Consider the following 13177-nt stretch of genomic DNA (forward strand, 5'->3'; position numbering starts at 1 on the left):
TAATTTTGATATGAATAAAAAATTGGGGCGGGGCTGACAAAAATGCTGACATTAATAAAAAATAAGGCTTTAAGATCGACTAAGTTCTTCCGTTGGATTAAGAGTTAAACGTTAACCTCTAGGTTGGTTGTTTCGTAGTCAATCATATTTCGTCAGCTCTATGCTAGAGTGTAGTAAGACCGCAACGTATTCGATGTAATATATTGATATGGAAAAGATTCGCGCAATGACAGAGCGTCTGTATTCCGATATACCAGATGAGACGCTTTACCACTACACCACCTTTACGGGCCTAATGGGCATCGTCGACTCGGGCTGTCTTTGGGCCAGTGATATTCGTTACATGAACGATTCGGCCGAGCTCAATCACATGGTTGCACTGACGCGCCGTGAGGTAGAGGAGCGCATTGCGCTAGGCCACCCTAACCCGCGATTGCTTAATCAATTTTTAGAGTGGATTACAGATCGCGTAACCGACGGACATCTGCTTTTTTCCGGGTCGTTTCGTGCCAACGGTAATCTGCTCAGTCAGTGGCGCGGTTACAGTGAACTTGGCAAAGGAGTCAGTATTGGCTTTGAGCCGGGTCACCTGATCAAGTGCTCGCGAATGCAGGGGTTTATGATCGGTAAATGTGTGTACGATCCACTCCAGCAAAAAAAGCTGATTCATCAGCTGGTGGATCATGTTGAAGACTTAGCGTCCGAGGCTTGCGGTTTGCACGGGTGTCGTACCGACGAGCTGTTTGCTGAGGTGTTTCGGAATGTGGAGAGTGATCTTTTACGGATCGCGGCCATTATGAAGCACCCCTCTTTTGAAGAGGAGGCCGAGTGGCGGGTGGTTTCCCCGATTGTGACGGACTTTAAAGACCCTTCTGTCCACTTTCGGGTAGGGGCGCACATGTTAGTGCCCTACTTTAAGTTCTCGCTGGTGGCACCTAAACAGGAGCGGCCTAAGTTTCAGCACCTCTTTTTGGGGCCAACACCCAACTCCAGCTCCTCATTGAATTCGCTTAGGATGTACTTGGCTAAAAACGGTGTGTCCCCCGTGCGGGGCATCACCTACTGTCAAATACCTTACCGACAACGCTGACGCGGCACCGAGCCTTGTCAGCGTTGTGAATCGATCAAAATCGATTATTGAAGTACAACACGTGCGTTCAGCGGTTGAACCGGGCGGTTGTTATCGTGCTTCAGGGTATCGTGCAGTTGGCTGACCTGCTCGGAGGATGCCGCTTCTTGGTTTTTCATCATCAACCAAACAACACCTTCGCTGCACGGTGGCGTGGTTAGGGAGCCATTAAAGCGGTAATAGCTGTGATCGGTCGGTAATAGCTTATTCGCATCAATGGCCGTGGCTAACGTGTGCTCACCGTCGTTGGCACTAGGCATCTGTGACCAGGCTTTAGCCAGCTCTGGGTTGGTGTTTGTGCCATCAAACATAACAGCCAACACCGCTAAGTTGCCCTCTTTGTCGGCGTGCACAAAGTGGCCTTCCATGGGGTAATGTTTGCCGTCGATTTGGTTCTCACTTGGGGTGTGGAAGTGGAACTGTTTTAACTCGTACGTGTGTCCATCCAAGGTCAGTGTGCTGCCAGGCTCATAATTAACCTGAACGGTATGGCCATTATTAATGATCCGGTCGCCACCGGCTTTGTAGTCAATGCTGAGGTTGGTTAAATCACCTTTTACCGCATTGGTAATGTTGATAGGCGACTGGTTACGACCTAGCTTGCACTGGCTGTATTCCGACGAGAGATCACCCCATTGGCTAGGCCCTTCGTTGCCTTCGTAGCCCCAGTGAGGGGCTTCGCTGGCAAAGGCATTCAATGCAAAACTCAAAGACAAGGTGGTGAGCGTAAAGGATACAATCGATTTCATCTTGATACTTCCAACATAAATAATGGGCGACAATCGCCTGTTAATAAAATCAAAGATGTCTTTAAAAGACAGATATCAGAACCTGATATCCACAATTAGTTTGTTGGTATTCGCCGAACAGAGCGTTCGGTGATGATCAATAATTCAAGTTTCGTTAAGCTAAATGAGGGGTTTTGGCGGGTTTTGAAAAGCGCTTCACCAGTGGTTTGATCAGGATTTGATCCAGGATAAAGAGCGTAAACAGCGTGACGCCCATCAAGGGGACAAATAAGCTGATCCCAAGCCAGATCAGCATTGCGCCTTGCCAATGCTGTAAAAACTTAGGCGCAGGCGGGGCTGATACGCGCATCCCTGATTGGGAAGGCCGACGCTTCCACCACATCACCACGGCTGAACAGCAGATCATCACCATAAAACAGCAAAACAGGGTATTAAAGATCAGGTTCGCCCATGTCCAAGTGCCCATGTGCAATGGGATGCCCAGTGCCATCGCCTTTGCGAACGCGCTGTAATCGTCAAATTTGATGTCACCCAGTAGGTTGCCCGTGTACTGATCAAAGTGCAGGGTACGGTCATCAAAGGCGTTCGTGATGTCGCGGCTCATGGTGGCGGCCATCACTGAGTAAACCCCCTCTTCCCCTTTGGGTAGATTGACCCGAAACTGGGTCATCCCCATGGCTCTTGCTTGTTCCACCACACTGTCGAGCGTCACGGGGCCTTGAATGGCTGCACCACCAAGCGGTGAGCCACTTTTAGGAAGGTGGGTTTGCTCCAGGTTCCAAGGGACCTCTTCGTGTACGCCGGGGTTCAGATCCGCATGAGTCAGGTCCGAGGTTGGAATATTGCTGTAAACGCCATCGGGAAAGCTCGACCAGGCCTGAACCATCTTGGCCCCCCAAACACCTGTCCAAGACAAGCCAGAAATAGCAAACAGCAGCAAAATAATGCAGGTATAGGCCCCTACTTTACTGTGAAGGTCACGCCAAAGCGCGCGCCCGCTTAGGGCAAAATCCACTTTCCAACGCCCGACGCGTCCAGGTTTTTGCCACCACATCCAAAGGCCTGTGAGCAGCAGTACCAGCATTAACCCGGTGGCGATCTCGATCATCGCATCGCCCACGTTACCGAGCAGAAAAGTACCGTGGATCTCATCGGCTAGGGCGTACCAAGTATCGTCTTTGTTGTGTCGACCCAATACGGTAAGCGAATAAGGATTAACGCTAGCGAGCCAGTTTGTTCCCTCGCTGTCCTTCATCAGAAAGCGTGTTGGGGCATCCGCGGTTTGCGGGGTGATCAACTGGGTCACTCTGGCATCAGGGTAAGCTTGCTCAACGGCGGTCTGTTGAAGACTAAAAGGCTGTGTGTAGCCGATCGGGGTGACTTTTGTTTGGCCAGGATACGATAAAGGCTCGATGACCGGCTGATACCACATCATGATCAGGCCTGTGAGGCTTAGCATCAGCAAAAAAGGGATAACATAGATGCCTGCGTAAAAGTGCCAACGCCACAGCGCTTTGTAGCGCTCCTTGGATTGATCTGGGATCTTAGCGGCAGCGGATGATGGGGTTTGAAACACGGTATCGCCTCACGGATTTTTTGAGGCGATACTCTATCAGTCTGTTTGGCAATCGGCCCTGTGACAGATTGCCGCAACTTATTAGGGGGTGCTAATTAACGGGTAAACCGCTGAGCGATGAAGTGATCCACACTGGTGTAGCGGCCACCACCGGTAAACAGAAGGCTGAGCAACATCACAAAATAGGTCGCTGCAAACTCAATACCGTTGTTTAGAATCACAAACGAGCCGCGCCCTGTCAGATACGCGTAATTACCGTGCGCCTCTAGAAGGCTACGGCCACGCTCTAAACGCTCCGCCGCTTCCAGTACACGGTCATTCGCAAGCCAACTGCTGCTGTCTGCAATGGCCAACCAACCGTTCTCCCAGTGGACGGCGAAGGCTGCCACCAGCATGGTGATCATTAAGGGAAGGCTGATCAACCGAGTTCCTAAACCGATCACCAATAACACGCCTCCAACCAATTCTGTACCACCGGCCAAGGCGGCCATCAGCTCTGGCGCCGGAAGTCCAAGCCCCCAATCGGGGTTGCCAAACCATTGTGCCGTGCTTTCAAAATGTGCAAGTTTGTTCCAACCCGCTTGCAGCATGATGGGGGCAAGATACAAGCGTATTAGCAACGGCCCCAGGCCGCTGGCGTGCGAGAGCAGATCCGTTGCGCGATGATAAAACTGGCTAAGCGTGCTCTGGCTCATAATGACCTTCCTGTAGTTTGGCCGATGTGAGACGGCTGCAGAACATGGGTGATGATGCCCAGTTGGCAAAACTCACGAATCAATTGAAGCCCGCCTGCGATGATACTCTCGGTCGGGATAGAAGGGATCTGATTGGCGATTACAGTAAGATGTGTGTGAATACTTACTTCCTCTTTATTATTTATGGATTCAGCTAACATCGCCGAGATCGGGTTAAGCCCCATAAATTGCACTTGGTTCTCACGGTTGCGATACACCAATATACAAGTCGGCGTTTCAGGCGGTGTTTCAGGCTGAAACGATTCCGAAATCTGGTGCACTGGCCATTGATACACTAAGGACCAAGCTACTGGCGACCAGACAGGCACGCACTCAAGCAAGGGGGTGTCATCAGGCATCTCGGGTAAGGAGGCATCCGGGAAGGGGTCTGCCTCATCGGTATCGAGTGCAAGCTCGGCCCACTCGTAGTGGAGCAGCTCATCCAGAAACGGCGGCTTATCTATGTCGGTCTGGGTGTGAAAAAAGTGCAAGAACTGCTCGCTGATCTTGTGGAAATAAGGCGTCTCGCTGCGGCCACTTTTCAAGAAGCGACGCGTCCATAACGCCCACGTGTCCTCATCAATGATCGACTTGCTGACCGGAAACGCGCTGTTGATAAATTGCGCTGTGGCATTGTGCATCAAGGACTCATACACCTGCATCCGCGCTTTGGGGATGTCCGAGGGGATGGGCTGATCACCATCGCGGATGTGAGCGGTAAAAGCCAGCTGCTGCTGGTGGGTTTGTGACAGTGTGCTTCGTATTGGCAGTGCCGTAGCGGTTTGGTTAAGCGATCTCATATGTGGCCTCCAAACCTTGTGGATACACACCCATACGCACGGCGGCATCTTGGCGTTGTCGAATCTCGGTGACTTCCTGCATTAACTCGCTGAGCGGCGGCAGATTAAAATCGCGCTCCAATAATGTCGGTACCGGGCCAAACTGCTGGTAGGTGTACTCAAGTAAAGACCACACCGGATCATTAATCGGCGCACCGTGAGTATCAATCAATAGATCGTCCGATTCTTGATAATGCCCGGCCACGTGCAGGTAGCTGATCCGCTCCGATGGCATGGCGTTTAAAAACGCAATGGGGTCGTATTGATGGTTAATGCTGTTCACATAAACGTTGTTTACATCCAATAACAGATCGCAGTCGGCTTCTTCCAATACGGCGTTGATGAACTGCGCCTCGGTAAGTTCGGTGCTTGGCATCGCGTAAAACGAGACGTTTTCCAACGCAATGCGACGCTCTAATCGCTCGCTGACTTCACGAATACGCTTCGCTACGTAATGCACCGCCGCTTCAGTAAAAGGAATTGGCATCAGGTCGTAAAGGTGCCCTTCATCCGAGCAGTAGCTTAGGTGCTCGGTATAGACATCAATCTGGTATCGATCTAAAAACGTTTTTAAGTTGTGGATAAAGTCGGTGTCCAGTGGGGCTGGACTGCCAATCGATAGGGAGAGTCCGTGCGTGACGATGCGATGTTGCTCGACAACGCGTTCCAACTGGCGCTTTAACCGCCCACCTATGTTCATCCAGTTTTCCGGGGCCAGCTCGATAAAATCCAGCTGTTTAACCTCGTCATTAGCAAACCACTCGTTGGCTAGGCTTCGACGGTAGCCAAGGCCGGTGCCGGTCAGTGGGGGGATGTGTGTGGCGTTGGACATCTGAATCTCCTTGTCGATCTAAAACGCCCAAGTCCAAAACTCAGGCTTTGCAAAGGGCTCGGTAACCGAGCCCACACCCAGTGGATTAACCCGCTGCGCCGCACTTACCTTCGCCACATTTGCCTTCATCGGCTTTTTTGTCGGCGCCACATTTCCCTTCACCGCACTTGCCTTCTTCGGCTTTCATCTCGCCTTTCATCTCTTTTTTATCAGCGCCGCATTTACCTTCGCCGCACTTACCTTCTTCACCTTTGCGCATCTCCTTGGCTTCACCGCATTTGCCTTCGCCACACTTACCTTCCGCACTCTTCTCAGCCAGCTGGTAGCCGCTGTTCAGACTTTGGGTTGCAAATGGATTTGCTGTATCCGCCATCGCCATAGAGGATGCGCCCAGAATCAACGCCGTACCCAAAGAAGCAACAACGGGTTTCAGAGTGTTTTTTGTATTCATTGTGTTCACCTTTTGTGAATGTGATTAAGGGTTTTTGTCAGCCGATTCGTTCGGCTTGTATCTCCTTAGTCGTGGGGCGGTGCGATCCCTTACAGATTTTTTGTAATTTTTTTGATTATTTTTTTAATCGCTTTTAAATCATTGGTTTATAGATAAATAGGGTAGGTCTGATAGAGCCGTTTTGTGACAGTGTCGCCCTTTTCGCTCACTAGAAAGCGCTAGGGCTATTGGGGCACAGAGCGTTTAGCATCGGTCTTTCAATCAGCAGGGAGGCAACCCCCATGAAGCACTGGAAAAGGACACCGTTATTGCTAGTACCCGTTGTGGCAACCCTCGTTTTATCGGGTTGTGGAGGCGGCGGTGGGTCGGACGACGATGCGTCCAACCCAACCAATACGACGGCCCAAGGCCGATTTATTGATGCTCCCGTGGAAGGGCTATCCTACACATCGGGGGGCATCACAGGTGTGACCGACAGCAACGGCACCTTCACGTATGAGGTGGGTTCAACCGTTGTGTTTCGTGTCAGTAACATCGAGATCGGCTCGGTAATGGGGGGAGAAACCATCACGCCGCTGGATCTAGTCCCCAATGCGGCCGATGAAACCGATGACACGGTGGTTAACATCCTTCGCTTTCTACAAAGTTTAGACACCGATGGCGACCCTGATAATGGCGTGACGATCAGCGCGACGGTTCAAAACACGCTGACCAATGAAACCATCGACTTCAATCAAACCGTATCGGATTTTGAGGCAGACCCAGCACTGGTGACATGGTTAGAGGCGTTGCCGCTTGAAGAGATCGGGAATGATCGTGATTTGGTTGCCGCGATTGATGCTCTGTTTCACTTTCGCGTCACGTTAGCCAGCTTGGAAGAGCAGACCGACCTTGAAGAGTTAACCGAGATCTCGCTTTCAGAGGTTGATGCGCTGATATCAACCGGAGTGTGGCGCACCAAGGTGGATTTCAGCTTTGAGGCAGAAACACAGTTTACATTCGGCAACCAAAGCTACGTGATCGACACAAGTGCCGATATCGAAAGTACCGATATCATCGCAATTACGGACATCACTTCGACCTCGCAATCGCAGCTGAGCTGTTATGTGAACGGCCCAGAGACGTTAAACTTTGAAGACATTGCGGATGTTGAAGAGGAGTTTTGTGATGATCAAACCGCTGAATATTATCGATCCTCCGATAACCAAGAGTTTGTCATGGTGCTGTATTGTGCCGGTGAGGCCTTTGGCCGATTGGATTTTCGTAAGTTGACGGACTCTACCGCGTTTAATCAAGGCTCTGTTTCGTTCAGTTCCGGTCTTTATCCTGATATCGATGTGGATAACGGTGTCTGTGGTGGCTTGAGTGATCTGGAAACTGAGTCGACCTACACACCTTCGAACGCGTCCTTCCCTGATGACACGTTCGCCGAATATTCGATCAGCTTTATGGCCTCTTATGGCGATGGAGATGCTTGGTTCGAGATCACCTTCCCCGAAGAGCCGGCCAGTGGCACTTATCGGGTGATCGATGCATCTTCCGGTGCGTTTACAAGCGATACAGCGGTTATCCGAATGCACACATCTAACTCGGCGCTGGGTGGAACACCTGATAATCCCGAAGTTTTCTCAGGTGTTTCTGGCAGTGTCATTATCAGTGCCTTGTCCGACTACAGTGCGGCAGGCTCATTTGATCTGGTGATGGACAACAGCGACACGCTAACCGGTGCGTTTTCCTTCGTGTTGGATTAAGCGCTATACCCGTCGGCGTGGAATCATGCCGACGGATCACTAGGCGGAGTCATTAACTCATCTGCACAGGGAACATATGATTATCCCAATGCACAAGGCTTTCGCTGTAGAGGATCTTCTCACGTACAAGGCCTGCCACATCAATGTGATAGAGGCGGCCGCGCCCGGTGCTGGCGACAAATTCACCCGGTGAGTTTGTGCAGGCCAAACCACAGCCATCTTTGGCTTTGATAAAGCCGATCAAAGAGTGGTCACGCATATCCCAGATCATGATGCGATCACCCCGTGGGGCCGATACCGCCGCATAATGCCCAGACTGATCAAAACATGCACTGCCGCAGTACTGCTTAAGCGGTGTGCTTTGCAAAGGGTCCAGTTGCATCAAGTTCAGCGCTTCGCCCCGTTTGTGGCTGGCCACCAGTGGGACTTGATCGGCCGGGTGCCCTTGGTATTGCATCGCAATGATCACCTCGCCTGTGCGCGATACATCGATGTGCCGGATGCTGCACTGGTGGTACTGTTCGGGCAAAAAGGCTTGCTCCAGCAGTTCACCGCTTTGGGCATCCAGATACACCAACGAAGGCACCATGCGATCCAGATTGACCTTCTCCCGCCCTTCGGTCTGAATACCACCGTTGGCCACGACCAATGTGGATTGATCCAAGGTCAGCACCGCTTGGTGCGGGCCAATGCCGTGCGTCGAGAAGCGTTTCACGACAGCAAAGTCGCGCTCCATATCCCGTACAACCACCATACCTTGATGATCACTCATACGGTTTTCGGTGGTCAGCAGATAACGGCCATCGGCGGTGATTTGGGCGTGCCCATAAAGATGATAACCGGCCTCGGTTTCGATGCGGGCGATCGGCGATAACGTATCGTAATCGACCACTTCGATGAAGGTGCCTGGACGGCGCGCAATGCCAAACACCCATGGCTTGGTTGGGTGGCTGATCACCTGATGCGCGCGCTCCGGGATGGAGTGGCGCAGCAGCTCATCGCCGCGGTCATCCACCACGTGCAAAAAGTACTGACCGCTGTCATCCATGCTCGCCGAGGCGTAGCGATTGACGGGCTTGTCGGCGCGCTCGGGCAAAGCGGCGTTTGCCAGCGAGGCTTGAGTGATCAGCGGCGTCAGCGCAAGGCCTTGCAAAAAGCGACGACGATTAATCTCCATCACGGCTATTGAACCCCAGTTGTACGTCCAGCAGCTTCATGCCGTCATCCAGATCGATCTGAATCTGCTTAAGGGAGTCCGTCACTTCCTTGATGGCGGCGTATTGCTCGGCGCTTACCTGCTCGTTTGGCTCTTCAAGGGCGTCGATCTTCTCAAGCACTGCGTCAAACTCAGCGTCGATGCGCTCGGCCATCTCTTTTTGGCCTTCATCGATAAAGATCGACTTCACCGAGACCGCGCCGGTATCACTGTACAACTCATGCAGCGCGTCAACATTGGATTCGATGTTCTCGATGGAAAGACCGCTTCGCCAAGATTCGCTACGACGCCAGCGGCTTTTCTCTGGCGCATCAGCAATCGGCGTCAACAGCTTGGTGTCGCGGATCAACTCAAATGGCTCAACCAAGGACTTCATAAAGGCGGTAGCCGCATCTTTGTGGGTCTCGTAGTACTCTTCCTCGCCCACTTCGGCCATGTGCTGGGCTTCGGTATCCCACTCATCGTGTACCGAGGCCACGCTCCAGACGATGTTATTGGCGATGCCTTGTGCAAGGCGGCAGTGCGGCGTGTCAGGGTTGAGCTCAGTGGCGGCGTTTTTGCTAAACAGCAAACGCTCAATGGCCGGAAATCCTTTTAGGCTGACGCTGGCGGCGTGGAAAAACTCGGTGTCGTATTGCGCGTCTGGCTCAGACAACGCGGCTTTTAACTGGCGGCCACCGATGTTTTTCTTATCGGGCCAGTACTCCAAACTGAAGTTGCGCATCAACAAGGTGATGGGGCCAAACTGGATGTGCTGTACGCCTTGCCATGCTTCCATCGCGTCTTCAAACCCGTCTCGGGCTTCGTCTAGGTTGTCTTGGCTGAAAGGCGATTGGCAAAGGGTGTTGGTCGCGGTTTGCAGATGTTTCGCTTCCTCGGCCAACTTGGCGTAGCGTGGCAACACATGGTTATCGATGATCGCTGTGTTGAGCTTGGCCCAAGTCTCTTCGCTTGGTGCAGCGTGGACGCCTGCGGACGCTATCAGCGTTGCCGCGGCCAGCCACAATCCATGTTTGGTCATAACAGACTCCGTCGTTAAAGTGACTCTAAAAACCGAATTAGATGGGTTCGATCCACCAGTGAAAGACCTGCATACGCCGCTTTTGCCGATTCGGCCTCGCCCCCATGCCACAGAATCGCTTCCTCAAGGGTGCGGGCACGACCATCGTGTAAAAAGCCCGCTTTGGGGTTAACCTTTTGAGCTAAACCCACACCCCACAAAGGCGGTGTGCGCCACTCTTGACCGTCGGCTTGATACTCTTGTCGATGGTCGGCTAGGTCCTCGCCCATATCGTGCAGCAAAAAGTCGCTGTATGGCCAAATCAACTGATCGGCCAGCCCTTTAGGGGCGTCTTTTGCTGTTCGAAAGGACGGTGTGTGGCACGCTGTACAACCCACATTGTAAAACAGCGATTCACCGGCATCGGCCTCAGGCGAGTAGCGGCGGTTCGGCACTCCTAAAAACTGGGTGTATGCATTGATCATATCCACCATTTGATCGGACACTTCGACACCATCAAGGTGCTCACTGTTCCCATCGGGTAAAGATTGGCAGACGGATTGTGCATCAGTGCATTCGCCAAAACCAGTCGGGAACAGAGTATTCGACAAGCCTATGTCGGTGATCAAGGCGTTGCGGTTTTGTTGATCCAGCGTTGGCTGTCCCGCTTTCCAGCCAAATCGCCCCATGGCGGTATGGCGGGTTGCGATGTCCCAAACCTTGTTGGTTCGGCCCGAAATCCCATCTTGGTTTTGATCATCGGGGTCGGCATTGGCTTTAATGCTGGCCTCGGGAATGGCTTCGATCAAACCAAGGCCAATCATCGGTGGCGTCACTCGAAAGGAGCTTTGCAGATCGTTGTGAAGCTCGCCGTAGTTGAGCTCCGTTAGTGTGTACTCTGGCTTGCGTAGGGTGACGACCTCGCCATCATCGAGTGTGACAGGCCAGTCTGTGTAACTGAGCTTCACCCAGCCCTCGGCTGGTAAGCCTTGCACGGAATGATCTTGCAGTTGGCGACCGTAGGTGGGTTCCGGCACAAACCCCATTAACCCCTGAGTCATCGCGCGGCGCTGAGCATCGGTGTGCGGCGCAATGCTTAAATGCACCACGGATGAGCGTGTCGGCTGTGCTATACCCGGTTCTGGTGGGTGGCCTCGTCCGGCGCGGACATGGCAGCGCATGCACGAGCGTGCGTTGTACAACGGGCCTAAGCCATCGCTTGCGGTCGTGGATGAGGGGGATGATACCCAAAGCTTCGCAAATAAACTTTCCCCAAGCACAAACGGCATTTTTTGTTCGTGCGAGAGCGTATCGATGGGGTAGGTGTACGCTTTACTGGAGGTATTTTTGCTGTGGGTGGCCTGATCTGCGCTAGGAGCGTCCTTTTGCATATCAGGGACGAGAGGCAAGGATGTAGCGATCTCGGCCGTAAAGCCGGAGATCGCAAACATGCCTAAAACTAATAAGGCATTGTTGAAAACGGACATTTAACCTTGAACGGCCTCTGGGTTATCCAGTGAGTCAGAACCTTCCAGTTCGATGTCTTGCAGGTTCAGGGTTTCGATCGCTTTCTCGATGGATTTTGTCTGAGTCGTCAGAGCATCCACCACGTTTTGAATGACCTTGTTGCCTTCGGTGTTACCGCTGCCGATCAAGACGTCAAAGGTGTTGCCCTTCGCCGCTTCATCCACCATCACTTGCATCGCGGATTCGGTTGAGTTCAGCTCGCTGCGCAGTTGAGCGTCAACGTCTGGGTTTTTCTCTTTTACCAGATCCGACAGGCTTGGGCCGCTTACGACAGAACCGTCAACGCGAGTGTAAGACCCTTCGTAAACGTTCTTGATGCTTTTAGCGTCGTAGTAGTGTGACCAGTGCGTGTTGTCAGAGAAGCAATCGTGCTCTTCTTCTGGGTCGTGCAGCATCAGGCCAAGCTTGATACGCTCACCCGCAAGCTCACCGTAAGACAAAGAACCCATACCGGTCAGGATGGTTGCTAAACCACCGTCTTCACCTTTGTCGGCCAGTTCTTGGCGAGCGGCACCGCCCTCTTTCCAGTTAGCGGCCATCTCTTCAAGGTCGGTGATCAACAAGTTAGTTGCGGCGGTCAGATATTCACGACGACGCTCACAGCTACCGCCGGTGCAATCTTCCAAGCTAAAGTCAGATGCTGGACGGTTGCCTGCACCTTTTTCTGTGCCGTTCAGGTCTTGGCCCCACAGCAAGAATTCGATGGCGTGGTAGCCAGTTGCAACGTTCGCTTCCACTTCGTCAGCTTCGTGCAGTGTCTCGGCCAGAAGCTCTGGAGTGATCTTAGTCACATCAACGGTTTCGTTGCCCAGAGTGATTTGAGTGTTGGCGATCACGTTTGCCGCGTACACTGGGTTTTCGTCGGACTCTTCGCCGTAGCTGTTCGCATCAACGTAGTCGATCAAACCTTCATCCAAAGGCCATGCGTTTACTTTGCCTTCCCAGTCATCAACGATGGCGTTACCGAAACGGTACGCTTCGGTTTGTTGGTAAGGAACGCGGGCTTCAACCCATGCTTCACGAGCGGCTTTCAGGTTCGCTTCAGTCGGCTCAGCCAACAGAGCGTCGATTTTTCCTTTCAGTGCTTGCGCAGTGCTAAGTGAATCAGCGTACGCCGCTTCTGCGATGTCGCCGTACGTTTTCAGAACGTCAGCTGCTGTTGCAGCAAAAGCCATAGGGGTTGCTGCACTGATCGCAGCCGCCAATGCTAGGCGGGAAACCGTCTTCATGAAGAACTCCTTTAATCACATGAGTCTATACAGGGGGTATGCAAAGACCGCTTAATATAAATGAGAAACATTCTTATTACAATTGTGTCTTAGGTTAGGAAACTCAAAACTTGATCCGAATCAGGTTTCATCAGGTACAATCAG

General features: G+C 52.3%; 12 protein-coding genes. 2 read left to right on the forward strand and 10 right to left on the reverse strand.

Annotated features, from left to right (window positions below; all coding sequences use genetic code 11):
• Positions 1-226: 226 nt before the first annotated feature.
• Positions 227-1090, forward strand: coding sequence for a DUF2971 domain-containing protein (locus ACXAF9_RS14485; RefSeq protein ID WP_475075401.1), 864 nt, complete (start codon positions 227-229; stop codon positions 1088-1090).
• 44 nt (positions 1091-1134) lie between these two features.
• On the opposite strand, the gene ACXAF9_RS14490 is transcribed toward ACXAF9_RS14485, so the two are convergent.
• The 6 genes from ACXAF9_RS14490 to ACXAF9_RS14515 all read right to left on the reverse strand — a co-directional run bounded on the left by ACXAF9_RS14490 (position 1135) and on the right by ACXAF9_RS14515 (position 6310).
• Positions 1135-1878, reverse strand: a complete 744-nt coding sequence (locus tag ACXAF9_RS14490) for a carbonic anhydrase (RefSeq protein ID WP_475075402.1) — start codon at positions 1876-1878, stop codon at positions 1135-1137.
• 154 nt (positions 1879-2032) lie between these two features.
• On the reverse strand, positions 2033-3454 hold the full coding sequence (locus tag ACXAF9_RS14495) for a PepSY-associated TM helix domain-containing protein (RefSeq protein WP_475075403.1): 1422 nt from the start codon (positions 3452-3454) through the stop codon (positions 2033-2035).
• 95 nt (positions 3455-3549) lie between these two features.
• Positions 3550-4149: an HvfX family Cu-binding RiPP maturation protein gene (locus tag ACXAF9_RS14500; protein ID WP_475075404.1), complete on the reverse strand. Its 600-nt coding sequence runs from the start codon at positions 4147-4149 to the stop codon at positions 3550-3552.
• Entirely contained in the window at positions 4146-4988 is an 843-nt protein-coding gene (locus ACXAF9_RS14505; RefSeq protein ID WP_475075405.1) for an HvfC family RiPP maturation protein, read from the reverse strand. The genes ACXAF9_RS14500 and ACXAF9_RS14505 overlap by 4 nt, the downstream gene beginning before the upstream one ends.
• Positions 4975-5859, reverse strand: a complete 885-nt coding sequence (locus ACXAF9_RS14510) for an HvfB family MNIO-type RiPP peptide maturase (RefSeq protein WP_475075406.1) — start codon at positions 5857-5859, stop codon at positions 4975-4977. The genes ACXAF9_RS14505 and ACXAF9_RS14510 overlap by 14 nt, the downstream gene beginning before the upstream one ends.
• Positions 5860-5944: 85 nt before the next feature.
• On the reverse strand, positions 5945-6310 hold the full coding sequence (locus ACXAF9_RS14515; protein WP_475075407.1) for an HvfA family oxazolone/thioamide-modified RiPP metallophore: 366 nt from the start codon (positions 6308-6310) through the stop codon (positions 5945-5947).
• Between the two features lie 281 nt (positions 6311-6591).
• On the opposite strand from ACXAF9_RS14515, the gene ACXAF9_RS14520 reads away from it, so the two are divergent.
• A complete protein-coding gene (locus ACXAF9_RS14520) occupies positions 6592-8061 on the forward strand; it encodes a hypothetical protein (RefSeq protein ID WP_475075408.1) in 1470 nt (489 codons plus the stop codon).
• Between the two features lie 52 nt (positions 8062-8113).
• Here ACXAF9_RS14520 and ACXAF9_RS14525 read toward each other — a convergent pair whose 3' ends face one another.
• From ACXAF9_RS14525 to ACXAF9_RS14540, 4 genes are read right to left on the reverse strand one after another with little or no spacing between them, the layout of a single operon-like run.
• Complete coding sequence (locus ACXAF9_RS14525; RefSeq protein ID WP_475075431.1) at positions 8114-9238, reverse strand: DUF1513 domain-containing protein; 1125 nt, start codon at positions 9236-9238, stop codon at positions 8114-8116.
• Positions 9228-10298 carry an imelysin family protein gene (locus ACXAF9_RS14530; RefSeq protein ID WP_475075409.1) on the reverse strand — a complete coding sequence of 357 codons (1071 nt, stop codon included), beginning with the start codon at positions 10296-10298 and terminating at the stop codon, positions 9228-9230. The genes ACXAF9_RS14525 and ACXAF9_RS14530 overlap by 11 nt, the downstream gene beginning before the upstream one ends.
• A 14-nt stretch (positions 10299-10312) precedes the next feature.
• Entirely contained in the window at positions 10313-11764 is a 1452-nt protein-coding gene (locus tag ACXAF9_RS14535) for a di-heme oxidoreductase family protein (RefSeq protein ID WP_475075410.1), read from the reverse strand.
• A complete protein-coding gene (locus tag ACXAF9_RS14540; RefSeq protein ID WP_475075411.1) occupies positions 11765-13033 on the reverse strand; it encodes an imelysin family protein in 1269 nt (422 codons plus the stop codon).
• Positions 13034-13177: the final 144 nt, after the last annotated feature.

The organism is Neptunomonas sp. ABH4_499 (assembly GCF_056160565.1).

Bases quoted from the DNA above. Each gene is read 5' to 3' on its own strand.
- ACXAF9_RS14505 (WP_475075405.1), bottom strand. From the start codon at position 4,988: ATGAGATCGCTTAACCAAACCGCTACGGCACTGCCAATACGAAGCACA.
- ACXAF9_RS14485 (WP_475075401.1), top strand. From the start codon at position 227: ATGACAGAGCGTCTGTATTCCGATATACCAGATGAGACGCTTTACCAC.
- ACXAF9_RS14530 (WP_475075409.1), bottom strand. From the start codon at position 10,298: ATGACCAAACATGGATTGTGGCTGGCCGCGGCAACGCTGATAGCGTCC.
- ACXAF9_RS14500 (WP_475075404.1), bottom strand. From the start codon at position 4,149: ATGAGCCAGAGCACGCTTAGCCAGTTTTATCATCGCGCAACGGATCTG.
- ACXAF9_RS14540 (WP_475075411.1), bottom strand. From the start codon at position 13,033: ATGAAGACGGTTTCCCGCCTAGCATTGGCGGCTGCGATCAGTGCAGCA.
- ACXAF9_RS14525 (WP_475075431.1), bottom strand. From the start codon at position 9,238: ATGGAGATTAATCGTCGTCGCTTTTTGCAAGGCCTTGCGCTGACGCCG.
- ACXAF9_RS14520 (WP_475075408.1), top strand. From the start codon at position 6,592: ATGAAGCACTGGAAAAGGACACCGTTATTGCTAGTACCCGTTGTGGCA.
- ACXAF9_RS14510 (WP_475075406.1), bottom strand. From the start codon at position 5,859: ATGTCCAACGCCACACACATCCCCCCACTGACCGGCACCGGCCTTGGC.
- ACXAF9_RS14490 (WP_475075402.1), bottom strand. From the start codon at position 1,878: ATGAAATCGATTGTATCCTTTACGCTCACCACCTTGTCTTTGAGTTTT.
- ACXAF9_RS14535 (WP_475075410.1), bottom strand. From the start codon at position 11,764: ATGTCCGTTTTCAACAATGCCTTATTAGTTTTAGGCATGTTTGCGATC.
- ACXAF9_RS14515 (WP_475075407.1), bottom strand. From the start codon at position 6,310: ATGAATACAAAAAACACTCTGAAACCCGTTGTTGCTTCTTTGGGTACG.